Raw genomic sequence first — 26,488 nt, 5'->3', positions numbered from 1 at the left:
CTTGAGTCTAGATTAATTCTCGATACAATTTTCCTTTCGTGAAGATGGATCGTGAATTGACTATACCCAACAACGATAAGCATTAAATAATTATTACATGAAAAAAATACTAGTAGTACTTTTAACATTCCTTTCAATTTCTGCCTTTTCGCAAGGATTTTTACATCGAAATGGACAAAATATAGAAGATGGTAAGGGACACATATTGTTCTTAGAGGTCTAGGTATCGGCGGATTGATGGTGCAGGAAGGATATATGCTAAAGACATTAGCTTTTGCAGGGCCACAGCGCGAAATTAAACAGAAAATCACTCATTTAATTGGAGCTGAAAACACAACTGAGTTTTACGATTCTTACAAAGCAAATGGATTTACAAAGCAAGATGTAGATTCACTTGCTGTCTGGGGATTTAATTCGATTCGATTGCCCATGCATTATAACCTTTATACTTTGCCAATCGAGCAAGAGACAGTTTCAGGAAAACAAACATGGTTAGAAGAAGGTTTTAAAAGAACTGACGAATTACTAAGCTGGTGTACTTCAAACAAAATATACTTGATTCTAGACTTGCATGCGACTCCGGGAGGTCAAGGAAAAGATGCTAATATATCAGATTACGATCCTTCTAAGCCATCGCTTTGGGAAAGTACAGCTAATCAGGATAAAATGGTTGCGCTGTGGGAAAAATTAGCGACTCGTTACAAAGACGATCCTTGGATAGGAGGTTATGACATCATTAATGAACCTAATTGGAATTTTTCTGGAACGAACCAGAATGGTTGTGATGAAAAGCTAAATACACCATTGAGAGCTTTACAATTAAGAATTACAAAAGCCATTAGGGCTATAGATATGAACCATTTAGTTATCATAGAAGGGAACTGCTGGGGAAATAATTACAATGGGATTTTTCCATTGTGGGATGATAATATGGCGTTGAGTTTTCATAAATATTGGAATAAAAATGATGTGGGATCTATCCAAAAAATGTTGGATTATAGAGAAAAATACAATGTCCCAATTTGGATGGGAGAAGGAGGAGAGAACTCCAATGTTTGGTTTCAAGAAGCTATTAATTTATTAGAATCAAATAATATAGGTTGGGCCTTTTGGCCAATGAAAAAAGTGGAAAATACAGCAGGAATTACTTCAGTTAATAAACCAGCGTCTTATGATACACTTTTGGAATATTGGGAAAAGGGAGGAAAGAAGCCTACTGTGTCTTCCGCCAAAGCGACCTTAATGGAATTAGCGAATAATTATAAGTTAGAAAACACTGTAATTAAGTATGATGTTATTGATGCGATGTTCAGGCAAGTACAAACTACAGATACAAAAGAATATTCTTCTCATATTGTACCTGGTAAAATATTTGCTACCGACTATGATTTAGGTCAAAATGGATATGCCTATTTTGATACTGATGTAATCAATTATGACGGCACCAAATTTACCAAATGGAATAAAGGAGGTGTTATGAGAAATGACGGCGTCGATATTGAGGTTTGCAGCGATGAGGTTACTAATGGTTTTGATGTGGTATTTATTGAAAGTGGAGAATGGTTGCAATACACAATTGATCTGGTCAAAGCTCAAACATTTGATGTTTCCATTCGGTTCTTTAGTAAAAAAGTGGGTGGTAAATTGTTTTTAGAGGATGAAAAAGGAAACAAATTGTCACAAAATATAACAATTCCTTCATCTGGAGCATTAGGTAAATGGGATACAGTCGTACTGAAGAACGTTACTTTAAAACAAGGAACTAATAAAGTCAGGGTACACTTTGAAAAAGGAGGTTTTAATTTTAATTATTTAGAATTTAAAGAAAAAAAGTAGGCTAAGTGGACAATTAATCAGCGCATTTACTTTTAGAAAGTTATGACACACAATTTTTATCAGCAATTTTTTTAGTCACGTCTCGTAAAGTTAGAATATCAAATTCACACGAAAAAAATTAGTTGTACAAACTAAATTAGCGAATTATAATCTTGTAAGTTTTACAATTTGTAGTGAGTTTCTCTTAATTTTTTACGGAAAGTTAAAGGCGAATGGATTGAAAAGACTATCGGGCTTAATACCAAATTAATAATCGAAGAAATGAAAAAAATAACCACACTATTGTGTTTAGCAGTAACCGTTTTAGGTATTGCTCAGCAAAAAATAATTGATCAAAAAGTAAATGCTTTGTTAAAGCAAATGACACTTGAAGAAAAAATAGGGCAGCTCAATCAATATACGGGAGACAATCAGGCGACAGGCCCTATAACTATAAATCCAAACAAAGAGAAAGACATCAAGGGCGGTCATGTGGGTTCGATGCTGAATATTATTGGGACAAAATACACCAGACAATATCAAGAATTAGCCATGCAATCTAGGCTAAAAATTCCTTTGTTATTTGGTCAGGATGTGATTCATGGTTTTAAAACTACTTTTCCTATTCCTTTGGCGGAAGCAGCAAGTTGGGATTTAAAAGCTATGGAGCTTTCAGCTAGGATTGCAGCAACAGAAGCGGCCGCGAGCGGAATTCATTGGACTTTTGCGCCTATGGTCGATATTAGTCGTGATCCTCGTTGGGGAAGAGTAATGGAAGGCGCTGGAGAAGACACTTATTTAGGTTCTAAAATCGCGTATGCTAGAGTAAAAGGTTTTCAGGGAAATTTAGGAGATGTCAATTCGGTTATGGCTTGTGTAAAACATTTTGCCGCTTATGGGGCTGCCGTTGGCGGAAGAGATTATAACTCGGTTGATATTAGTGAAAGGATGCTTTGGGAAACCTATTTACCTCCTTTTAAGTCAGCGTTGGACGCAGGTGCTGCAACTTTTATGAATTCATTTAATGATCTTAACGGGGTTCCTGCTACGGGAAATAAATATTTGCAGCGCGATATCCTAAAGGGGAAATGGAATTTTCAAGGTTTTGTAGTTTCTGATTGGGGTTCTATAAGTGAAATGGAAAACCATGGTTATGTAAAAACTAAGAAAGAAGCGGCTTTAGCAGCCATACTTGCAGGAAGCGACATGGATATGGAAGGGAATGCTTATCGCTATCATTTAGCCGAATTAGTGAAGGAAAATAAAGTACCAATTGCATTGATTGATGACGCGGTAAAAAGAATTTTGCGTAAAAAATTTGAATTAGGATTGTTTGATGATCCGTATAAATTTTCAGATGCAGCGCGTGAAGGAAAAGAATTGAATAACCCGGAGCATAGGAAAGCAGCTAGGGATATCGCGGCAAAAAGTATCGTTTTATTGAAAAATGAAAACAGTATCTTACCCTTATCTAAGACAATGAATACGATCGCTTTTATAGGCCCACTAGTTAAAGAACACAAGCAGAACATGGGTTTTTGGGCAGTTGAATTACCAGGTTTGGATTATGATAAAGAAGTAGTTTCACAATGGGAAGGTTTACAAAATAAAGTAGGAAACAATACTAAATTACTTTATGCCAAAGGTTGTGAAATAAATGGAGATAATAAAGATGGTTTTGCAGAAGCAGTTGCCGCAGCTAGTCAAGCCGATATTGTGATTTTAAGTATTGGTGAAAGTTGGAACCAGAGCGGTGAAGCCAAGAGCAGAAGTAATATTCATTTGCCTGGAGTTCAAGAAGAATTGGTAAAAGCCATACTAGCAACAGGAAAATCGGTGGTGGTTCTAATCAATGCGGGAAGACCGCTAATTTTTAATTGGACCGCTGATAATGTTCCCGCAATTGTTTACACCTGGTGGCTAGGTACTGAAGCGGGTAATGCTATTGCTGATGTATTGTTTGGTGATTATAATCCTTCAGGTAAATTACCTATGACTTTTCCGAGAGAAGAAGGTCAAATTCCTATTTATTATAATCATTTTAATACAGGAAGACCTGCACCAAACGAAACGGCGACTAATTATGTCTCGGCATATATTGATTTGAAAAATAGTCCTAAGTTTTCTTTTGGCTATGGATTGAGTTATACGAATTTCGAATATTCTAATTTGAAACTTTCGAAAAATAAGATAAAAGAAAGTGAAATAATTGAAGTTACTTTAGACTTAAAAAACTCAGGAAAGGTTGCTGGAGAAGAAGTAGTTCAGTTGTACCTAAGAGACAAAGTAGGATCGGTGGTGCGACCGATAATCGAGCTAAAAGATTTTCAAAAAATAAAATTGAAAGCAGGAGAAACAAAAGAATTAAAGTTTAGGATTGACAAAGAAAAGCTGTCATTTTATAATAACGAATTAGAATGGGGAGCTGAACCTGGTGATTTTGATTTGATGATTGGTGCTTCTTCTGTAGATATTCGTTTGAGAGATAGTTTTGAATTGGTGATAAACAAATTTTGATTTACTTGTTTAGGCTCTGTTCAGAAAACTTTCGAATTAAATGGCGGCGTCACATACTCTGGCAGCAAAAATAACATCAACTTATTGATTTTCAGCAGCGACGCTGTCTATAAATTTATTAACGTACTTCACATGAAAATCCTTAACTGTAATTTTACCCTGACATTTTTTTTGACACTAATTTAAGTTTGTTACAATCTTTTGGAGATTTAGAATTCTACTTAAAATATATATTTGGTATTCTTATGTTTCATTAACAGGAATCACCTCAAGATAGTTACCTTAAAAATAAGGGAGTATAAATTTCAAAAATGCTAGGGAAATCTACTCTAGTTGTTCGGTTTATAAATTTCTGTTTTTTTCGAAATTTCCTCGACAGATTTTATTTTTGATTCGATAAACTAATCAGATTTAGTGATCAAAAAAAACTAAAAAACAGTTGAATTGAATTCAGGTCTGTCATTTTTAGTATTATTAAAAGGGGCTATAAAGCCCCTTCATCAGTAAATGAATAATAGTTCTCTGTAGTAATAATTAAATGATCTAATAATTGGATATCAAGAATCTTACTGGCTGCTTTAACCTTAGCAGTAATTTGTTTGTCAGCTTCAGAGGTGATTAGTTTACCTGAGGGATGGTTGTGAATCATTATGATCCCAGTAGCATTGGCTTTTAGGGCTGCGGCAAATATCAATCTAATATCAACTACAGTTCCAGTGATACCTCCTGATGATATTTCATAAGCACCTAGTACTTTGTTGCTGTTGTTTAATAGTAAAATTTTAAATTCCTCAAAGAATTCAATTGTATTGGGATTCCAAATCTGTAAAGCAATTTGATAGGCAGATTTAGAGGATGTGATAAGAGGGCGTTCTGCTGCTTTTACTCTTGATTTGTAATGCAATTGGATTTCTGAAACAGTACCCCAATTTGAATTTTTAGCATGATTTTCCATGATTTCTATAATTAAAGATTAATAATAGAACTCGAAAGGTCATGGGCGAGCGAGTGCAAAAAGCAACGCAATAAAGGGAGGGGAACCCGAGTATTTATGGGGGAATTTTTTGCTAGCGAACCGAAGCCTATTACCTAACTTTGTTGTAGTATTTGTCGAAGGTTAGTCTCTAAGAATTGGAAATGTTTGCTCAAGTACCTTTTGTTGTAAATGCCATTTTACGGTGACAACTGACTCAAAGGTTTATAATTAGAATTGGATGGTTTTAATGAAATGATTTAAAGGTGTTCAGATAGATGTACTAATTATTCGTTTTCACAATTAGTTGAATAGGAAATGAAGTGGCCAGTTCTAGCATTTTTCAAAATACATCTCAAATAAACTTTCTGAATTAGTTGCATAAACTTTATAAATCTCACTAAAACTGGGTATTGCCTAATCCTCAAAATCAGTGTTATTTTGCATGTTAACTAAGAAAGAAACCCAAGCAGATAGAACGTACGAAAATAAAACGGCCTAAAAAAGCTAAAAACTACGAATTACCTTATCTTACACCATCTTAAACAAATTTGAATACAAACAATTAATGGCAGCCGAACAAAAACAAAAATTAGAACAACAACTCTGGAACATCGCAAACACCCTACGTGGTAAAATGGATGCCGACGATTTTAGAGATTACATACTAGGTTTCATCTTCTACAAGTACCTGAGTACCAAAATGGATTTGTATGCCAACCAAATACTACAACCAGACGGATTAACCTTTCAGGAGATTGAAGGACATGCTGATGAAGCATTGCTAATGCAGGAAGTAAAACAACTTGCCATTGATAAATTGGGCTTTTTCTTAGAACCGTCAGAGCTGTTTTCTGAATTGGCGCATAGAGGAAATGCCGGTGGAAAAAACAATTTCATTCTAGGCGACCTTGCCAAAGTACTGACTCACATTGAGCAAAGTACCATGGGTTCAGAGAGTGAAGAAGATTTTGGAAACTTATTTTCCGACTTGGATTTAACCTCTCACAAACTAGGGAAGTCGGAGAGTGATAAAAACGAATTGATCGTTAAAGTTCTGACACATCTGGATGAAATTGATTTTGATCTAGAGAATACAGATAGCGACGTTCTTGGTGATGCTTACGAATACCTTATTGGTCAGTTTGCTAGTGGAGCAGGAAAGAAAGCGGGTGAATTTTATACCCCGCAACAAGTAAGCAGCGTTTTGGCTCAACTAGTAACGGTAGGCAAAGACAAATTAAAGAGTGTTTACGATCCTACTTGTGGTTCTGGTTCTTTGCTGTTACGTGTTGCCAAAGAAGTCAAAGACGTAAGCGCTTTTTACGGACAGGAAATGAATCCTACGACCTACAACCTTTGTCGTATGAACATGATCATGCACGATGTACATTACAAACGTTTTGACATCAAGAATGAAGATACCTTAGAACGTCCACAGCACATTGACCAGCGTTTTGAGGCCATTGTGGCCAACCCGCCTTTCTCGGCTAACTGGAGTGCAAGCCCATTGTTTATGACTGACGAGCGTTTTTCGGCCTACGGAAAACTAGCCCCAAGTTCTAAAGCTGATTTTGCCTTTGTACAACACATGGTACACCAGCTAGACGATAACGGAACCATGGCAATTGTTTTGCCCCACGGCGTTTTGTTTCGTGGCGGTGCCGAAGGTCACATTCGTAAATACCTAATCGAAGACAAAAATTACCTCGATGCCGTGATTGGCCTTCCCGCCAATATCTTTTACGGAACCTCGATTCCGACCTGTATTTTGGTGTTGAAAAAAACACGCCAAAACCCCGAAGACGTTTTGTTTATTGACGCCAGCCAACATTTTGATAAGGTAAAAACCCAAAATGTATTACAAGAAGAGCACATTGACAAAATCATAACTACCTACAGCAACCGCCTCGAAGAAGATAAATACAGCCGTATTGCCACGCTAGATTTCATGGCGTCTCAGGATTACAACCTGAACATCCCTCGTTATGTAGATACTTTTGAAGCCGAAGATAGTATAGATATTAATGCTATTGCTACAGCCTTAAAGGCATTAGACATACAAATTAGCGAGACAGATAAAACGATCGCTTCTTTTTGTACTGAATTAGGAATTGAAATGCCTTTTTAATTATGGAAAAACTACTACCACAATTACGTTTTCCTGAGTTTATAGGGGAATGGGAAGAGAAGAAGTTAGGTCAAATTATTTTAAAATTAGATTCTGGTGTAAGTGTAAATTCTACAGATGAACCAATAAAAGAAAATGGTGAATTTGGGATTTTAAAAACTAGTAGTATATCAGGAGGAAAGTTTTATTCTAATCAAAATAAAACAATCATTCAAGAAGATATAGTAAGAGCAAAACTTAATCCTGCTAAAGATGCAATCATTATAAGTAGAATGAATACTCCACAACTTGTTGGAGAAAGTGGTTATATTGAAAATGATTATCCAAATTTATTTGTTCCTGATAGATTATGGATGACAACGATTGATAAAAATAATAATAACGCAAAAATGCTTAGCATTATTCTTTCGTCAGAAAAGACTATGGGGAAAATATCAAATATTGCGACAGGAACAAGTGGAAGTATGAAAAATATTTCAAAACCAAATTTCTTGAACTTAGTAATTGCAATGCCTAAGCTTCCCGAACAAACCAAAATCACCACATTCCTCACCGCAGTCGACGAAAAACTAACCTCCTTAAACCAAAAGAAAACCCTTTTAGAGCAATACAAAAAAGGCGTGATGCAGCAAATTTTCTCGCAAGAACTCCGCTTTAAAGATGATAATGGTAATGATTTTGCGGATTGGGAGGAGAAAAAGTTGGGGGATTTGCTATCACTGGTTATTGATAATAGAGGGAAAACACCACCAGTTCAAAGTGAAGGAATTCCTCTTCTTGAAGTAAATTCTTTAGGGTCTAAAGAAGTAAAATACAATGTAGTCTCAAAATATGTAAATGAAAGTACTTTTAAAAATTGGTTCAGAAAATATTTAGAAACGGGTGATGTATTGTTTTCTACTGTTGGGAATACTGCACTATGTTCTTATTATAGTGCTAAATATGAATCTGTTATAGCTCAAAATATAATTGGTCTAAGATTTTCTAATGATTTAGGATTATTTATGTATTATCTTCTAACTGAGCAAAATAATTATTTTAAATTTAAACAAATAGAAATGGGAGCAGTTCAACCAAGTATCAAAGTTTCACAGATGACAGAGTTATATTTTTCATTACCCTGCTTACCCGAACAAACGAAAATCGCAAATTTTCTATCGGCGATTGATGTCAAAATTAATCATTGGCAAGAACAAATAGACCAAACCACGATTTGGAAAAAAGGGTTGTTGCAACAAATGTTTGTGTAAAAAATACATTATGAATAAAACATTCAATATCTATTGTGACGAAAGTTGTCATATTGAGAATGACCATAAAAAATATATGTTTTTAGGGTCGACAAGCGTAGCTTACAATCAAGTTAAATTACATACTGAGAAAATAAACGAATTAAAAAAGAAACACCATTTTTATGCTGAAATAAAATGGTCAAATGTTTCTAAATCTAAAATTCGATTTTATTTAGAGTTGGTCGATTATTTTTTTGCTACCGATTTACAATTTAGAACAGTAGGTATAGAAAAAGCTAAGATTAACAACCAGCAATTCAATCAAACCTTTGACGACTTTTATTATAAGATGTATTACTATCTTTTAAATCACAATCTAAACAGCTTGTACAATTACAATGTTTACCTAGACATAAAAGATACACTGAGTGCTTATAAGGTAAATAAGTTAAAAGAGGTTCTAAATGCAAAATTCGGTATTTTTAGAACAGTGCAAAACATGCGTTCTCATGAAAGTATCATCATGCAAGTAACCGATTTTATGATGGGTGCAATATCTTATTTACACAATGAAGAAGACAAAAAAAATAGTGCAAAAATTCAGATAATTGACAAAATGAAACACCATTGTAATGATGCGTTATTAAAAACCAATTATTCGAATAAGTTAAACCTTTTTTTCATTGAATTAAGATAAGATTATGCCATTAAATACATTAAAAACATACAATGCACATCTTGATTTAGCAGCACTTAATACACAAGAGAGAGGAGCTTCATTGAAAGGTGTTTTTGATAAAGACTTCACAAATAAACAACCTGTTTCTTTTAATGGCAAACGATTAATTCCCTGCCCTGAAGATGGTAAAATAGAAATGGATACTTTATTTAGACATTTAACGACAGTTATTACTGATCGTGCTACTAATAAAAGGGAGTTTGAGATGAGCCGTTCAAAAAGGTTGCATTGGGTTCGCTATCATGTTGACGGGAAAAAGAAAGACAATATGTTACTATTTACTGTGAAAGAGCCAGAAGGTTTTCGAACTTATTTATACGATGAGGATGAAAAATATGTTTTAGTATTCGAACCAAAAATAAAACAGAATGTTTACTTCTTGCTTACAGCATATTATCTAGAAGGTAAAGATGCTCAGAGAGATAAGATAAAAAAGAAGTATAAAAGACGTATTGTAGAAGTGATATAAAAGCAAAAAACGCAGAGCATCTAGGCTTGCGTTTCTCGATTTCCTTTTCTCAAATGAGAAATGAACTCGGTGCAAATATATGAAATAAAAAGCGGTTTTATCAACAAATAACAATAGTTATTAACAAAATTGTTAAAAACAAACTTACAGACATGATTGTCTCAATATATTTACTTTTAGATAATTAGCAAAGGGCAGCAATATATTGATTTAGTTTTAGACAGTTTAAAGAGAAAAAAAATGAGCCATCAATCTGAAGCACAATTAGAAAATAACCTAATCCAGCAATTGCAGGGTTTAGGTTATGCGTCTGTAAAAATTCAAGATGGAGACGCTTTAGTTTCTAATCTAAAAAGTCAGTTGGAATTATTTAACGAAACTAGCTTCAGTACGAAAGAGTTTGATGCCGTTTTGAATCATCTCGCCAAAGGCAATGTATTTGAAAAGGCCAAAACCCTACGCGACCGTTTTCAATTGACTAAGGAAGATGGAACTTCGTTTTATGTTCGTTTTTTTAATAGTGAAGATACAACTGCTAATGTATACCAGGTAACCAACCAAATCAGTCAAGAAGGAAGCTACAAGAACCGTTATGATGTGACGCTTTTGGTCAACGGCTTGCCTTTGGTACAAATAGAACTCAAACGTTCCGGTACCGAAATCAAAGAAGCCTTTAACCAAATCAATCGCTATCAAAAACATTCGTTCTGGAGCAATCACGGTTTGTTTCAATACGTGCAACTCTTTGTGATTAGCAATAGTGTAGATACGAAGTATTTGGCCAATAATAAATTACAATCGGTCAAACAAACATTCTTTTGGGCTGATGCTAATAACAAAAACATTACCGAATTAATAGAATTTGCAGCAGCATTTTTAAATCCAACCCATTTGGGCAAAATGATTGCGCATTATATTGTCATCAACGAGACGCACAAAGTCATGATGATTTTGCGTCCGTACCAGTATTTCGCTACCGAAGCTATAATTCATCAGGTCAAACATTCTAGCGATAACGCTTATATTTGGCACACTACGGGTTCGGGGAAAACCTTAACCTCTTTTAAAGCGAGCCAAATTATAATGGATTTGCCAGAAGTGCATAAAGTGGTATTTGTAGTCGATAGAAAAGATTTAGATTTCCAAACGATGAATGAATTCAATGCCTTCAAGAAAGACAGCGTTGATGTGACTGACAACACACAATCCTTAGTAAAGCAACTGACGGACAATACCAAACTGGTTTTAACTACGATTCAGAAATTAAACAATGCTGTTTCAGATCGATTCAAGCACAGCATAGAACCATTGCGTCATAAGAAGATCGTTTTTATATTTGATGAATGCCACCGTTCTCAATTTGGAGAAACCCATGAGCGCATTACGAAGTTTTTTGATAAAAGTCAGCTCATAGGATTTACTGGAACGCCAATTTTTGCTGAAAATGCTTCCAAAAACGATAAGGGAAAACGAACCACCAAAGATTTATTCGGCAACTGCCTCCATAAATACGTCATTACCGATGCGATTCATGATCAAAACGTTTTGCCTTTCGGAATAGAATATGTGGGGAAATACAAAAATAAAAGCAAATCTTTTATTGATATTGAAGTAGAAGAAATAGACAAACAAGAAGTGCTGGATTCGCCCAAACGGATTGAGAAAATTGTCGATTATATTATAGCCTACCACGATCAGAAAACGTTCAGCAAACAGTATTCGGCACTGTTGACCGTGAGTAGTATTGACAATGCCATACAGTATTATGATTTCTTTCAACAAAAGAAAGAAGCAGGAGAACACGATTTGCGCATAGCGACCATTTTTACCTATGGTGCCAATGAAGATTCAGACGAAGCGCAAGATTATTTGCCAGGAGATTATGATTTTGATGTAGCAGCCGAACCAGAAAGTAGTTATTCATCAAGTCACAGCAGAGATAAACTAGAAACGTATATTGGGCATTACAACCAAATGTACAATGGTAGCTTTACTACCAAAGATTCCAAGTTATTTGAATCGTATTTTAATGATATTAGTGGGCGTTTAAAAAACCGTGAGAAAGAAAACTTCAATGATAAGAAAGACCGTTTAGATATTGTTATTGTAGTCAATATGATGCTTACCGGTTTTGATGCCAAGAAAGTAAATACCTTGTACGTAGATAAAAACTTGAAGCAGCACGGCTTGATTCAGGCATTTTCAAGGACTAACAGAATACTGGGAGAACAGAAGTCACAAGGAAATATTCTGTCCTTTAGAAACCTCAAAAAAGCGACCGACGATGCGATTACTTTGTTTTCGAACAAAGACGCCATAGACGTAGTCACGATTCCCGACTATGAAAAAATAGCCGAAAAATTTGCCGAAGCCTTAAAAGCATTGCGTGAAATTACACCCACATACCAGAGCGTAAATGATTTGAAAGACGAAGAAGCGCAAGCTTTATTTGTGCAAGCCTTCCGGAAATTGATGCGTAACATGAATGTCTTACAATCCTACACTGATTTTGATTGGGAGGATTTAGAAATTGAGCAACAAGAATTTGAAGATTACAAAGGAAAGTATTTGGACTTGTACGAAAAGGTGAAGCAAGACACCCAAGTACAGAAAACTTCGATCCTAGATGATATTGATTTTGAATTGGAATTGATACACCGAGATAAAATAGGAGTGGCTTATATCCTGAAATTATTATCACAATTGAAAGGCGCCAACACCTCGGAAGCCAAAGCCCAACGTAAAGCCATATTGGACTTATTAGGTGGCGATATCAAACTGAGAAGTAAACGTGAGTTGATTCAGAAATTCATTGACGAAAACATGCCGCACATCAAAGACGGCGATGCCATTGAAGAAGAATTTGAAAAATTCTGGCAAGAGCAAAAAGTTCTAGCCTTAGGTAAACTCTGCGAAGAAGAACACCTGGACAAAGCCCAGTTCAAAGCCCTAATCGATGCCTACATCTACAGCGGCCGAGAACCCATAAAAGACGAGGTTTTTCAATGCTTGGATAATAGACCAAGTATTTTGCAAGCCAGAGTTATTGGGGATAGGATTATTGCAAAGATGAAGGAGTTTGTGGAGTTGTTTGAGAAGGGAATGGTGGCTTAGAATGTATCAAAAAGCGACAGGAATATTTATTTGGAAAAGTTTTTTTCTGAAAGTATTAAAGTCACAATTAAAAATATTATCGAAAAATATAATTTAAAAATTAAGAGATGAATTTTAGCTCTGTATTTGCTTTCTTAAGAAAACCAGTAAATGTTATTGATGAAGTAACTTCCATATCTTCACTTGCACCAAAAACATTAACATCTAATAATGATCTTGCAAATGTTCGACCGTATTTAGATAAATTATGTGACACCTTAAACGCAAAAGGAATAAATAATATTGCTTTAACAGGGGGGTATGGTTCAGGTAAAAGTACGTTGTTAAAAACATTTCAACACTTGCATAGAAACGATTTCAATTTTTTAAATATTTCTTTAGCTGCATTCAATCAAACTAAAATTAAAGACAACTTTAAAGATATTTATGAAATAAAAATAAAAAATGGGAAGTCAGAAAAAGAAGCTGAGAAAGAGATTTTAAATGAATTTAAAGAAACAATATTAAGTAATACTGAAGTTGAAAAGCAACTTGAAATTAGTATTTTACAGCAGATAATCTATAAGGTAAAGCCGTCAAATCTTCCTGAATCTCGATTTAAAAGAATCGTAAATATTCCAAATTGGAAACTATGGGGATTAATTCCTTTTTCTTTTGTTCTATGGTTCTCATGTTTAATATTACTTTTTAAATATGATTATTTAGACAATATAAATCCAATTACTTGGATTTATAAAAATGATGTAGATTGGAATTCTGTTTGCGTTATCCTAATTTCTTTTTTTGGAATTGGATATTTTTCAAAATTGGTAGTCGAATTGTTCAGTAATTCAAAAATAAATAAGGTTAACCTAAAAGGCGAAATTGAAATTGGAGATGATTCTAGTAAGTCAATACTAAATGCGCATTATGATGAAATTCTTTATTATTTCGAAAAAAATGACTTTAATGTAGTAGTGATAGAAGATTTAGATCGATTTGATAATACTAATATTTTTACCAAATTAAGGGAACTTAATATACTACTAAATAATGCTGATACCATTAGAAATAAACCTGCTTATAGAAATTTTGGAATTAAATTTTTATATGCAGTTGGTGATGATTTATTTAATGATAAAAAGGAAAGAGTTAAATTCTTTGAATATATTATTCCTGTAATCCCCTTCATCAATTCCTCAAATGCAAATGACCAATTAAAGACTTTAATAAAAGAATCTGAATTAGAAGAAGATGTATTTCCTAGAATGTTTATTTCTGATATAACAACTTTTATCGATGATATTGATATGAGATTATTGATAAACATTTTCCACGAGTTTGTTATTTATAGAAATATCTTAAAACCGGATGTTTTAAGTGGGCGTGAAGCAGAACTATTTGCAATGATTACTTATAAAAATATTGACCCTGAAGATTTCAATAAGCTAAATAGTAAAGAAGGAAAATTATATAAGTTGATTAATGATAAAAAGAAATATATTCAAAAATTAATTTCTACTATATCCGGAAAAACAATCGTTAAGGAGACTGAAATTGAAAATATTAATGCTGGAAATATTTCTGATATTGAAGAATTAAAGCCAATATATTTAATTAAAATTTCAGAAAAAATTGCTAATGCTACAGATTTATATATAAATAATAGACGGCTCCGATTTAGTGATTTAATGCCAGATGATATATTTGATGTAATTATCAACTCGACAAGTTTTAAATATTATCAAAATGGAAGTGGTGCATATACTAGTAATGTATCATTTAAAGATATAGAAAATGAAGTTAATCCAGATTTGACATACAAACAAAGAGTACAACTCATTGAAAATAAACATAATAATCGAATTACTATATTGCAAAAGGAAATTGAAAAATTAAAAAAAGAGAAAGGCGAAATTGAAAATTGGGATTTAAAGCAAATTTTTAAAGAGATTGAAATTAATCAATACTTAAATGATTTTTCTAATAATGGATTATTGAGAAATTTGATTTTAGAGGGATATATTAATGAAAATTACAATGATTATATATCATTATTTCACGAAATCTCACTTACAAAAGAAGATAAAAAATTTGAAAGAAATGTAAAAAGTGGTATTAATGAAGGTTTTGAATATAAACTGACACACATTGATAATCTTATTAATTCTCATCTAGAATTAAAATATTTTGAAAGAGAGACGATTTTAAATTTTGATTTATTAGATCATATGGCCAAGAATTACAATTTATATTCGAGACAATATGATTTAATAATTCAAACGGTTTCTAATGAGAAAGACAAATCAATTGAGTTTATTGATAATTATATTACAAGAGAGGGCCCAGATATAAAATTGTTTATCGAAAAATTAGTTAATAGCTGGAAAAATCTTTGGGCTTATATTTACACTAACGAGTATTATAATATTGAAAAAGTAAATAGATATTTGAGATTGATTATTCAATATTCAGATATTGGAACAGTATTGCGTTGTCAAAATACTGTGTTAGTTAAAGAAGCTATTGAAAAGACCCCACATTTTTTATCCTTAATAGAAGAATCTGATGAGTTATTTTATTTTGCTAAAATCACTAAATTTATTGAAGTATTGGATATCAAATTCAACAAATTGGATAATCCAACTGAAAAAACTCAAGGATCTTTTGATTTAGTTTACAACAATAACAACTATGAGATTAACAATAACAATCTTATACAAATGTTGCAACAATACGGGGAAGGTAAAATCAATTTTGAAATTTTCAACTATTCAACTATTATTTATTCTAACTGTCAACCGTTAATTGAATATGTTAATATTGAAATAAATGATTACGTTAGAAATGTTTATCTGAAGTTAGAGCAAAGGAAGATTGAAAGCGAAGTAAGCTTGTTAATTTTATTGAATAATAGAGATTTAGATTTTAGTTTAAAATCGGATATAATTGTAAATGTAGAAACCAAGATTACCGACCTAAATAGTATAAATAGCAGAGTTTTAAAAAAGGTGCTCTTGAGGGCCGATAAAGTTGTTCCTTTATGGAATAATATTGTTGTTTATTATATAGAGTGTGGAGAAGTGATAGATGAAGTATTAGCTAGCTATTTGAATTTAGATAATGTTTACAATGAACTATCTAATGAAAAAATGATTGACACAAGTGAAACTTTTGACTATTTTACATTTAGACAAAAATTGCTTTTAAGTAATGAACTTTCATATGATTGTTACAGCTCAATTTTTAAACAAAGTATTTATACTATCGATTTTTTACTTCTTGAGAATCTTGATGACGACAAAGTCGAATACTTAACTAATAATATATTAAATACAACAAAGTTAAATTATGATTTATTGAGAGAGAATTTTCCAAAGAATCATATTGAGTTAATTAAAAAAGATTTTCACAAATTTATCGAGAAGATAGATGATTTTGAATTAGAGGAAGATGAAATATTAATGATTTTGAACTTTGAAAAAATTGATACTAACAGTAAATTCAACTTTATTTCTAAACTGAATGAACAAGTAATTACAGACAATATAGCTATAGCTAACAAAGTTGGAGAAATTATCCTTACCAAATGTGAGAAAATAAATATTGAATTTCTTGCAATTCAAAGCATTGTAAAAAACTTAGATTCAATTAAAGAGAAGGTTTGTTTAATAAATTTATATTTCAAAGTTTTAAATCATGAAAACATTATTTCTTTGGTTGAAAGTGTAGGGTATTATTATAATGAATTATTTGTAAAAAAGCATAGACCATCATTTAGCGATAATTTATATAATAGAGAGTTGCTTAAGAATCTAGAATCAAAGGACCTGATTAATAGTTTTGATATAGATAAGAAAGATAAAGCTCTTATTAGAGCTGTTGCTAATTACTAAAATAAATTATTACAGTTATTATATACGCTAAACAGTCTTTTTACAAACGAAATAGCTCTCATAATATCAAATTTTAAAAATGCGGTGAATAACTAGTTTATTCACGGCATTTTTTGCGTAAATTATAAAAACATACCTATTCTAGCTTCCAATAAATCCAAATACTTCTCTTTCATTTCATCAGAAAGAAAAGAAATTTCAAGCAGCTCTTTCCATTTAGGAGTTGCTTTTTTCATTTGTTCTAGAATTGTAGCTATTGTTTTTTCGTTGAGTTGTAATCTTTCTTTAGCATAATAATCTATAAAATCGGAGGCTTTCAGGTTGCTCTTTTTTCCTTTCAAGGGCAGTGCAATTTCTTCATTGGGATTTTTAATCGCTATGGTAGAATTCAGAAAGTCATAAATAGGAGTGAGTGTAGTTTTACCATTTTTTGTGATTAATGAAAAGTTTTTCAAGTGCATGTCTTCATTGCCTGTTATAAAACAAAAAAGAATTCTCTTAAAAAAATCTGCTTTTTCAATAGCAGGAAAGGAACAATATTCATCCAATACCGGAATCAATTTTTCCATGGTAAAACGGTACTTGGTATCTCTTGTGTTTCCCGTCAATTGTGCAAAATCCTCTGTGGCATATTTTTTTCCTTTGCCGTGACGATCAAAACGTTTTATGAAATAAGACAAACTTCCATCTTTTCCGTACAACATTCCATGAAAAGGAACGTCCAAGCCGAATGCTTTTGCCATGCGCATAGTTACGTCCTCATTTTCGGGCAATTGTGGGAATAAGTCATTTTGCGGTTTGATAATATAGGTCCCAAACTGATCTACAATTTTAAACTCTTGATCTACTATAGAAACAGCTGCACTAAGTTTTGGTTGTACCCCTTGAATGGATAGTTTTTTGGCTCTATTAGCGGCTTCTTGACGAAGTTCGACAGCAGTATAGGGCAAATCATTTAAGTGCGTTAATTTGGGAGCGATAAGACGCATTCCTTTTACGCTATATTTATCTGTTCCGCACAGTTCGTAAGTAATGGGACATCTATTCATCTTCTAATGCTTTAACCGTTACAGATCCTACTAAATCATTTCCTGTAGCAATGAGTTGAGAGAAGTAATCTTTTTTGTCAATTTTGCCAATGCGCAACAATCCTTCTAGCATCACACCTTCGGGTAATAATCCTTCAAAAAATGAAGGAAAGGAGTTGTAACTGTATTTTTTATGTGTTGTAGGCATAGTCAAAGAAACCGACTCACTATTATAATCAAGATCATATTCAAAATGATACTCTTTATTCGTAATCTCGGATAAGATTCCAGCTCTATTGCCGTGAACCAATACTATTGCTTGTCTCATGTTTATTTATTTAGAGGGCTGATGAATTCTACTTTTATATTCAATACCTTAAGTACTGCAAGCAGATTATTAAAGCGTATCGTTTCTTTGTTCTTTTCAATATCAAAAACAGTAGTTTTTCCTACTCCTGCAAGGTTTGCCAACTCCAGTTGGGTAAGTCCAGCTTCTTTTCGATGGTCTTTTATCAAAGTTCCTAAATTGAAATCATTCATTTTATACTGTTTAGGCGGTAAAAATACGGTATTTATTTAATGTATTAAATGTTTTAATAGAAAATAAGTCGATATTACTGTTATTGCAGTAAATTTAAGTAATAAATGATAGTTTCTACTTATTAAAAGTAAGAAAGATGTAAAATTACTGATATAGCGGTAATAATCATCATATATATATGCGGTGATTAGCAAAAATTACCACCGCATTTTCTTGATGTAAACAAACTTGTTATAAAACAGTTTACTGCATTATGTATCTAACTTTTTTTGAAATATTTGGAATTTTCAAATACATCATCAATGATTTTATCTAGTTTTTTGTTGGGTAGTTTATTAAGGTAGGCCTGAGTAGTTCTGATCTCGGTATGACCAAGCATTTCACTAATGGCATCAATTGGTGTAGTTTCAAATTTTAGAAATGTTACAAACGTATGTCGCGCAGTGTAAAAAGTGATATGCTTGCTAATTTTTAAAACTTCCATCATTTCTTTCAGCCCTGGATTTATTTGCCCAAGTAATTTATGACTACGGTATTTAATCTGTTTAGTGGTCATCTCTTCCGTCAGTAAAAGAGGGAATAAATAGGCGTTCATTGATTTTTGATTGTAAACTTCTAGTATCTTAAGCGAATGATCCCGCAGCTTAAAATTCAAGTGTACCCCAGTTTTAGTTCTTAAATAGGATAGTCTACCATCGTACAAATTTGAGTTGTTTAATTTTAGCAAGTCTATAAAATTCATTCCTCTACAATAAAAACTAAATAGATACATGTCTTTTGCAAATTGATGATCTTTATTTGAGCTAAAATCTTTCTTTGGCGTAATAGTCAATACAATCGACTACTTCTTCAACACCAAGTAAGCCAGTCCAGGATCATTCAGCAAACGTTCCATCTCAGAATGAATAATGTCCTGCACATCCTGTTTAATTTGAAGATAATTACGCTGCACCATGGCATTGTCTAACTTTCGAATAATTGGAATTTCTTTATAGTTATCCTGTTCTTTTTTAAGTGCTTGATGGTCATTTAGAATTTCGCAATGAAAAGTCTTCAATTCAATTTTGCAGTCAGGATCATCAGCTACCATACCTACAAATTCACCAGAACTTAAAGACGAAATATTGGAGGGTGGCACAGCAGACTCTAATTGTTTAGAACGGCTTATAGAAGTATCTCCGCTATTAATTGAAAGGCTTTCTCTGTCCTGCATAATTTTCCCAAATCGCTCCGAAAGTTGTTTGGCCGTATCACCAGTAACCTGACCGCTAACAATATTTCCGGTGATGTTCATAATTACATCAGCCTGTTCGCGTCCATACTCCTTACGGAGCTGACTGAAGTCTTGAATCCCCAAACAAGTGGCGACTTTATTAGATCGTGCAGTGGCAATAAGGCTATCCATATTGTTGAGATATATTGTTGGGAATTCATCAAATATCAAACTGCTTTTCTGTTTGCCTTTTTGATTTACTTGTTTGATCAGCCTACTTACATAGAGTGATAAAACAGCACCATATATTTGTATTTTCTGTGGATTATTTCCCATGCAAACAATCTTTGGCTCTTCTGGATTATTGATATCTAACGTAAAATCGTTTCCAGATAAAACATAATACAGTTGGGGAGAGGAGAGACGTGCCATCGCTACTTTGGCGGAAGCGATCTGACCTTCTAATTGTTCCATAACATCGTTGAGGTAGGCATTGACAAAAGGGTTTATTAATACCTCTACTTCATTCTCCGTGCGCAATAGGGTAAAGAGACTGTCATAGTCCGCTTGCATGAGTTCAATCACATGGGGAAGCGTACAAAATTGTCCCTCCTTGTATTTTTTTAAATACCAGATAATAGCTGTTAGAAAATTGATAGGAGATTCCACAAAAAAATCGCCCTGACGTTTGATCCATTCTCGGTTGAGTCCCATAAGAATAGTGCGGGCTGATTCGGCTGCATCTGTAATATCCGTCATAGCAGAAGGATCTAACGGATTGCATCGGTGGGTTCGTGTTAAGTCATCAAAATTGATGATGTAAAATTTAGGATCTATAGGATATTCGTGTTTGTGATTCAGCCACGTATTATAAGCTATTCTGGAAAGATCATCGAATTTAAAATCATAGACGAACATGGTAAATCCTTTTCGAATATGTTGGGTAATCACATGCCGAATAACAAAATAGGATTTTCCGGATCCTGGAGACCCCAAAACCATCAAAGCTCGAAAAGGATTGATAATATTAATCCAACTGTTTCGTACCTTATCTTTCAAATGATAACGCGCTGGAAGATTGATCGAAAATTCATTTTCGAGTAGGCGTTCTTCTTGTGGGAAAGTCTCATTTTCTTTGTTGAAGATATCTTTGCTATTTAGTCTGTTTTTAATGATTCGGGAGAGAATAGTACCTCCAGAAAGTATCAATAGAAAACCAATCGAAGAAATCGAAATGTACAAAATCGTTACTTCCGTTATATTGATTTTGAGTAGTAAGCAAAGCGAACTTAAAAAATAGATTAACAGTCCCGTACTAATATAAGCAAAAGCTGTTTTATAATTTAGTTTCTCTTGTTTTCTGCCTTTGGCACCCAATAAAGAAATGAAAAGAAATCCTAAGGCAAATAACTTTGACTTATGAAAATTACTAAATAAACCAGCCTTATAAATATTGCCTAAGATCTGGTCGCTAAATGCACTACTGAATCCCCAGAATTTGAAAGAGGAGTAACAGTAATAGTAAAAATGCAATCCTAAAAGTAGGATGCTGATAAGCCGAGTCATATCTAATATTTTCCTCAAGGCTTGGTCGTTTTCTCCAGTTTGCATAGCCATAATTTAATAGTTTACTGATTATCAGAATGTCCTTTTCTTTTCTTCTTTTTGCGCTTTCCTTTTATCTGCTTCGGTAAATAATCGGATGCTTGTTCTGGCTGTAGTAACGGATCCAATACTTTTCCTAAATCGCTAATAGGGAGTACGGTCGAAGTCTCTTTTAAAATAGAATCTTGAGAATCCCATGACGCTGACCCTCCCTAGAATTTTTAATTCTAAAAGTTGTTTTATTTTGACTAGCAGATTCTGCTCCGCAACGCTCTTGAATTGCTTTAGCACTGTATTGTTTTCCCAAAGCGCTGCCATTAAAAACACACTTTGTTCTATGGTCAACATAGGTGATACCATAAAGTAAACCATCGGTATTCTGACGAAGTACAGCCTTGATACCCTCTTTTTCCAATCTTTCTAATAGTTCTGGAAGTCTGACCGTTTTCTTACTCAGTAATAGAAGATCAATCGTGTTTTTGACCCTTAGCTTATGAGGCTTTCGACGCTGTTCGTTCTGAATGAATTTCTCTTCTAGAAATTTAAGCGTTGGCTTACTGTAAAAGTCACTCGCTTTAATGGGTACTCCAACCTTATTTCCATTTTGATCTAGAATCCGATATAGTAATCCTTTATTGGCAAACACCCTCGAATTTTCGCTACCGCGATCAGCCAATATATTGTATTGTTGCAAGACTGCATTAAGTTCTGGAAGGCTCGTGTATTTATATTGGTTTAGCACTACATCTAGCACATTAGTAATAGCTCTTTTAGTGGGAGTACGACCGTATAACACTTTGCTAGTTGCAACTGGCGTTAGTTCATAATCTTGTTTCCTTTTATGGCAATCAGCGGGAACTAAGCCAAAGGAAATTTCTATTTCTTTTCTGGCTATTTCTGACTGGTTTTGACCAATGTTTTGGGTATCAATTCTGCTTCCATCTTCCCTCACTTTTATGGAGACGATGTGAATGTGAGGATGCCCAGCATCATGATGTTGATAGACCAAATAAGGTTGTTGGCCAAAGCCAATTTTCTCCATATAAGTATGCGCAATAGCCATTAGTTTTTCTTTAGATAAAGATGTTTCTGAAGGGTCAAAATTCAGAGAAATATGCACGCTATTTCGTGTCACATTTTCGTTTAAGGCAGTTTGTTTTAACATCCGATTCAGCTTTATATTTATTGCCAAATTAGCATCGTCAATAGGGTAATTTCCTGCCCCCATAAATACCGCCACTCCTTCTTTGACTTTGTTTTCATTGTAGTTTAAAATACGATGAATAGAGTGTCCTGTTTTGATTACCGTAACCATAATTCTGCAAATTTTTGGATGGATTTTTTAACTTCATCAATCTTATTAAAAAGAATTTTACTTTCTAGTTCATAGCGAATCAACCAAATTTTAAATTCAGGAATCTGCTGGAGAATATGAAGCTTTTTTACAGCCTGATTAAAGTTATTACCTATTGCATTTAGCTCTTTTCGCAGCTGAATCATTTGCAACATAAATTCATCCAACGAAGCGTCTCTGTAGGTAGTTACAATAGGCTTATCAAAAAGACTTCTGCGTACATAATCACTCAGTTTTCGGCAGGTACTGGCTTTCCATTTTCGCTCTATTTTTGCATACTCGGCAGCTGTTAAACGTAGCCCAATTATGCGTGTTCGGTTTGAATTTCCTTTTTCCATCATCTTTCATTTTACTCATTAATTCAATATTTTTAACTTGTCCTTGCGGAGCTGCAATACTTCATTTCATTGTGTTTAGGCCTTTTTTTTGCTTTTCAGTTTCACTGCCCACGAGTCCCGAGTGATAGGCAGCCAGACTCGGTTGTTTAACAACCGGACATCTGGCCGATTGCAGGAACGTGGCAATCTTTTAGCTACTTTTAATGGCCTTAGTTCATAAAAGCTGTTTTTAGTAAATTGCATGGGATAGTACTAATTTACTTTGAGAAATGGAATAGTAGCTAACTGTTTTTATGCCTCAAATCATTCTTTTTTGACTTTCCAAAATTCACTGACCAATCGTTGAGGTCTTTGTAGTTTCGATAAAGCGTACTTTCATCCTTGTATTTAGTACTCAGAGAAAGTGCACGCTTGGTATAACTTTGACCTGTTTCATCCCGGTCAAGATAAAGCCGAATGGATTCATGATTTTCCATAAAAAGACGTGCTCTTTCGAAAAAAGAAACAGAGTTTAGAATGACAAAATCCTGACTATTTTCAGGAAGGTTTTTGGTCATCGCTTTAAAGGATAAATAGTCAAAAAAGCCTTCAAAAACGACTACCTCATTACTGCCATTTTCGAATGTGGTTATTCCCTTTGGTGAAGCTGTTGTTTTGAAATAGGGATTTCTAATTTCATAGCCTCCCAAATCATTTTTGAAACCAATTCCGTAGTAGGTATTATCATTTAAACTATAGTGAACTTCCTTGCAAAACTGTTGAGCAATTGCAACTGGAATAGTACGCTGTTCGAGATAGCGTAATAGCGAATACGAAGTCAGTGTATTTACTTCCACAATCTTAATTTTGGGTTCTTGCTGAACACTATTTTCTAAAGAGGAAAGTAGTGGCTGTTGAAGAGAAAGATTACCACTTAAGTTGCGTAGTAATTCAGGAATGGTACACTTGTAAAATTCGATACCAAAATCAATCAAGTTTCCGCCTTTGCCAAGGCCGTGGTCATACCAACGATTTAATCTGCGATTGATTTTAAAAGACGCTTCTTTTTCATCTCTAAATGGCGAAAGGTACCAGTAGTCATTGTACCTAATTTTTTCAGGTTCAAAACCCAAGGACTTTAAGTAGTTAACTAGATCTATTGCTTTGGCTTGCTCTATTGAAAAGCTATTGTTGCTGAAATTCATAACATACATTTTATCAGGTTCATAATTCAGATTCCGCTTACTAAAGTAAAAAAGCTAAATCCCTTGACCAATCCTCATCATATTTTGACTGGGATAAATTGGAGTAAGCTTCTTATTTTTGGAGTACTGAAATATTAATTTAAAACGAGAAGATTATGCTAACAACAAATGATGTAGCCCAGGTTTTTGATACGATCCTTAGTATCCCTGGCATGAATGAGCTGGTGAAGATTGATTTGAAAATCTCCCGTAAAAATGTATTGTTATTAAACCATGTTATCGAACGTGGATTATTGACTAAAATAGATGATAAAGCATCAAACTTATTGACCAGTGTTCCTGAAGAAAATTTGGAAGAGTTGCGGTCGTTAGGAGGGGAGTGCTTATTAAAAGCCGGACTGATAGAACTAAGTGAGAAACTGAATGTGTTGAGTGGAACCACGAAGTAGCATGTGATATTAAGTGAACCTAATAGAATGCCAAATAAGCGGATACTGCGTATTTGGCATTCTTTGGTTTTAATCATCTGCGTTTCTAATAGTAATAGCTGTTTCTGTTCTTTTTTCGAAAATTGGCTTGATTTTTAAATATTTTGGATTGATTTTCAAAGCATGTTTCGAAAAAAAGGAATGTAATTTTGGTAAGTATTTAAGAATGATTGTTTTAAATAAGCGTCAAGACTTTGAAACTCTAAAATATTTATCCAGAGAAACTTCAAAGTGGTGGACATTTAAACTTCATTCGGTTTAACCCAAAAAGGAACAGATATGAAAGTAAGCGCAACAATAAAGAATGGAATCATTGAGATAATTTGTCTGTTGTACATACTGCTTTTTGTTTATGCTGCTGTGAGTAAATTATTGGATTTTGAAAACTTTGAGGTGCAGCTGGGACAGTCTCCCTTGTTAAGTGCTTTTGCAGGATGGGTATCCTGGGGCGTTCCAATTGTAGAAATTTTGATAGCCTTGACACTGCTAATTCCAAGATATCGGTTAGTAGGACTATTTGCAGCTTTTAGCCTAATGATTATGTTTACTACATACATTATCATTATCTTGAATTATAGTTCTTCTATTCCTTGCTCTTGTGGAGGAATACTTGAAAATTTAGATTGGACTGAGCATTTGGTGTTTAATATTTTATTCGTTCTACTGGCATTTACTGGTATAATGCTGTTACTATTTAACCCAAAATATGTTGGTAGTAAGAATCAGTATAATAGAACTTTTAGAACGGTCTCTATCACCTTATTGAGCAGTATTGCTGTTGTAGTTTTACTTTTTGTATTATCGGAAGATATTATTCATCATCGCAACAACTTTATTCGTCGTTTTCCGCATCATCCAGTTACAAAAATTAATGAATTAGATTTAAAACATCCGTCCTTCTATATTGCTGGAATCGAGAAGAACAAAGTTTATCTAGGTAATTATGAGGCACCACTTCATGTCATAGTAATCGACATTGGGTTACAAACGAAAAAAAGTTATGTTATAAGACTTTCCAAATCTAACCTTCCTTTTCGTTCTGTACAAGTACGTGTCCAACCACCGTATTTTTATTTGATGGACGGTACCGTTCCTTGCATCTTTAGAGGTAATCTTACCGATTGGAAAGCCAGTTTATGGATGTACGATAAAGTTTATTTTGTTAAAGGAGAGCCAATAAATAAGGAGTCTTTTGCTATTCGTTCAGTAAGCAGTAAAAATCATGAAAATGTTTTAGGAACTATAACAATTAATGATGTGATTAAAGTAAGATTAGCACCGCAGCTATTGGAAAAGCAAATTGATGGTGTTTTTGATACCGATGGTAATTTAATTTATAATGAGCAATTAAAAAAAGTCCTTTATACTTACTATTATCGCAATGAGTATCTCGTATGTGATGATAGCTTAAATTTAGTACATCGAGGTCATACTGTTGATAAAATTAGTCGAGCGCAAATTAAAGTAACTACTATTCATTCAAAAAATCAAAGTAAGCTAAGTGCTCCTCCAATCATAGTAAATAAAAGAACAGCAACTTTTGGTAATTATCTTTTTGTTCAAGCCGGTCTAATGGGGCGTTATGAAACAGAAGAGATGTGGGACAAATCATCCATAATTGATGTTTATGATTTTTTGAAAAAAACTTATTTATTTAGTTTTTATGTTCCTAATCTTCTAAATCAAAAAATGACTGATGTTAGGGTAGTTGAGGATGTTTTTGTAGCCCTATACGATTATTCTATCGTTACATATAAGATACGGACTAATGCTTATCAACCAAGGGAATCGAAGATTGTAGACGCACCTTGATCTTTATTAAAAAGAAATTAAAATATACTGCGCAGTATCAGGATTGCGATCGAAAACCTG

At 33.6% G+C, this 26,488-nt stretch carries 19 protein-coding genes; 10 read left to right on the top strand and 9 right to left on the bottom strand.

What is annotated here, in order from left to right; genetic code table 11:
- Positions 1-255 precede the first annotated feature (255 nt).
- Positions 256-1,836: a cellulase family glycosylhydrolase gene (locus BMW63_RS05970; RefSeq protein ID WP_245744888.1), complete on the top strand. Its 1,581-nt coding sequence runs from the start codon at positions 256-258 to the stop codon at positions 1,834-1,836.
- 261 nt (positions 1,837-2,097) lie between these two features.
- Positions 2,098-4,332 (top strand): glycoside hydrolase family 3 N-terminal domain-containing protein, encoded by a 2,235-nt coding sequence (locus tag BMW63_RS05965; RefSeq protein WP_074722260.1) that lies wholly within the window; start codon positions 2,098-2,100, stop codon positions 4,330-4,332.
- Between the two features lie 484 nt (positions 4,333-4,816).
- Here BMW63_RS05965 and BMW63_RS05960 read toward each other — a convergent pair whose 3' ends face one another.
- Positions 4,817-5,287, bottom strand: coding sequence for a JAB domain-containing protein (locus BMW63_RS05960; protein WP_074722258.1), 471 nt, complete (start codon positions 5,285-5,287; stop codon positions 4,817-4,819).
- A 586-nt stretch (positions 5,288-5,873) separates the two neighbouring features.
- Between BMW63_RS05960 and BMW63_RS05955 the strand changes: the two genes are divergently transcribed.
- The 6 genes from BMW63_RS05955 to BMW63_RS05930 all read left to right on the top strand — a co-directional run bounded on the left by BMW63_RS05955 (position 5,874) and on the right by BMW63_RS05930 (position 16,865).
- Positions 5,874-7,436 carry a type I restriction-modification system subunit M gene (locus tag BMW63_RS05955; protein WP_074722256.1) on the top strand — a complete coding sequence of 521 codons (1,563 nt, stop codon included), beginning with the start codon at positions 5,874-5,876 and terminating at the stop codon, positions 7,434-7,436.
- A gap of 2 nt (positions 7,437-7,438) precedes the next feature.
- The gene (locus tag BMW63_RS05950; RefSeq protein ID WP_074722254.1) at positions 7,439-8,686 is read left to right on the top strand and encodes a restriction endonuclease subunit S; all 1,248 of its coding nucleotides are present in this window, start codon (positions 7,439-7,441) and stop codon (positions 8,684-8,686) included.
- A 10-nt stretch (positions 8,687-8,696) separates the two neighbouring features.
- Complete coding sequence (locus tag BMW63_RS05945; RefSeq protein WP_074722252.1) at positions 8,697-9,365, top strand: DUF3800 domain-containing protein; 669 nt, start codon at positions 8,697-8,699, stop codon at positions 9,363-9,365.
- Positions 9,366-9,369: 4 nt separating this feature from the next.
- Complete coding sequence (locus BMW63_RS05940) at positions 9,370-9,876, top strand: hypothetical protein (RefSeq protein WP_074722250.1); 507 nt, start codon at positions 9,370-9,372, stop codon at positions 9,874-9,876.
- Between the two features lie 240 nt (positions 9,877-10,116).
- Positions 10,117-12,990, top strand: a complete 2,874-nt coding sequence (locus tag BMW63_RS05935) for a type I restriction endonuclease subunit R (protein ID WP_074722248.1) — start codon at positions 10,117-10,119, stop codon at positions 12,988-12,990.
- Between the two features lie 107 nt (positions 12,991-13,097).
- Positions 13,098-16,865, top strand: a complete 3,768-nt coding sequence (locus BMW63_RS05930) for a YobI family P-loop NTPase (protein WP_074722246.1) — start codon at positions 13,098-13,100, stop codon at positions 16,863-16,865.
- A 122-nt stretch (positions 16,866-16,987) separates the two neighbouring features.
- Here the strand turns inward: BMW63_RS05930 and BMW63_RS05925 are convergent, their stop codons facing one another.
- The 8 genes from BMW63_RS05925 to BMW63_RS05890 all read right to left on the bottom strand — a co-directional run bounded on the left by BMW63_RS05925 (position 16,988) and on the right by BMW63_RS05890 (position 24,128).
- Positions 16,988-17,914 (bottom strand): HipA domain-containing protein, encoded by a 927-nt coding sequence (locus BMW63_RS05925; protein ID WP_074722244.1) that lies wholly within the window; start codon positions 17,912-17,914, stop codon positions 16,988-16,990.
- A complete protein-coding gene (locus BMW63_RS05920) occupies positions 17,907-18,221 on the bottom strand; it encodes a HipA N-terminal domain-containing protein (RefSeq protein WP_074722242.1) in 315 nt (104 codons plus the stop codon). Before BMW63_RS05920 ends, BMW63_RS05925 begins: the two co-directional genes overlap by 8 nt.
- Positions 18,222-18,223: 2 nt before the next feature.
- A complete protein-coding gene (locus BMW63_RS05915; protein WP_016989164.1) occupies positions 18,224-18,433 on the bottom strand; it encodes a type II toxin-antitoxin system Y4mF family antitoxin in 210 nt (69 codons plus the stop codon).
- Between the two features lie 260 nt (positions 18,434-18,693).
- The gene (locus BMW63_RS05910) at positions 18,694-19,176 is read right to left on the bottom strand and encodes a tyrosine-type recombinase/integrase (RefSeq protein WP_175460264.1); all 483 of its coding nucleotides are present in this window, start codon (positions 19,174-19,176) and stop codon (positions 18,694-18,696) included.
- 99 nt (positions 19,177-19,275) lie between these two features.
- Positions 19,276-21,258: a conjugal transfer protein MobC gene (mobC, locus tag BMW63_RS05905; protein WP_074722685.1), complete on the bottom strand. Its 1,983-nt coding sequence runs from the start codon at positions 21,256-21,258 to the stop codon at positions 19,276-19,278.
- A gap of 166 nt (positions 21,259-21,424) precedes the next feature.
- Positions 21,425-22,567 carry a relaxase/mobilization nuclease domain-containing protein gene (locus tag BMW63_RS05900; protein ID WP_245744886.1) on the bottom strand — a complete coding sequence of 381 codons (1,143 nt, stop codon included), beginning with the start codon at positions 22,565-22,567 and terminating at the stop codon, positions 21,425-21,427.
- The gene (locus tag BMW63_RS05895) at positions 22,555-22,947 is read right to left on the bottom strand and encodes a plasmid mobilization protein (RefSeq protein ID WP_083380360.1); all 393 of its coding nucleotides are present in this window, start codon (positions 22,945-22,947) and stop codon (positions 22,555-22,557) included. Before BMW63_RS05895 ends, BMW63_RS05900 begins: the two co-directional genes overlap by 13 nt.
- 278 nt (positions 22,948-23,225) lie before the next feature.
- Entirely contained in the window at positions 23,226-24,128 is a 903-nt protein-coding gene (locus BMW63_RS05890) for a toprim domain-containing protein (protein ID WP_074722681.1), read from the bottom strand.
- 155 nt (positions 24,129-24,283) lie between these two features.
- Between BMW63_RS05890 and BMW63_RS05885 the strand changes: the two genes are divergently transcribed.
- Both BMW63_RS05885 and BMW63_RS05880 read left to right on the top strand, forming a co-directional pair.
- Positions 24,284-24,577: a hypothetical protein gene (locus BMW63_RS05885; protein ID WP_074722238.1), complete on the top strand. Its 294-nt coding sequence runs from the start codon at positions 24,284-24,286 to the stop codon at positions 24,575-24,577.
- Positions 24,578-24,895: 318 nt separating this feature from the next.
- The gene (locus BMW63_RS05880; protein ID WP_074722236.1) at positions 24,896-26,428 is read left to right on the top strand and encodes a MauE/DoxX family redox-associated membrane protein; all 1,533 of its coding nucleotides are present in this window, start codon (positions 24,896-24,898) and stop codon (positions 26,426-26,428) included.
- Positions 26,429-26,488 lie beyond the last annotated feature (60 nt).

The organism is Flavobacterium frigoris (assembly GCF_900111075.1).
GTDB lineage: Bacteria > Bacteroidota > Bacteroidia > Flavobacteriales > Flavobacteriaceae > Flavobacterium > Flavobacterium frigoris.
The sequence above is the reverse complement of the archived record's forward strand: the minus strand, read 5'-3'. Positions and strand labels throughout refer to the sequence as shown.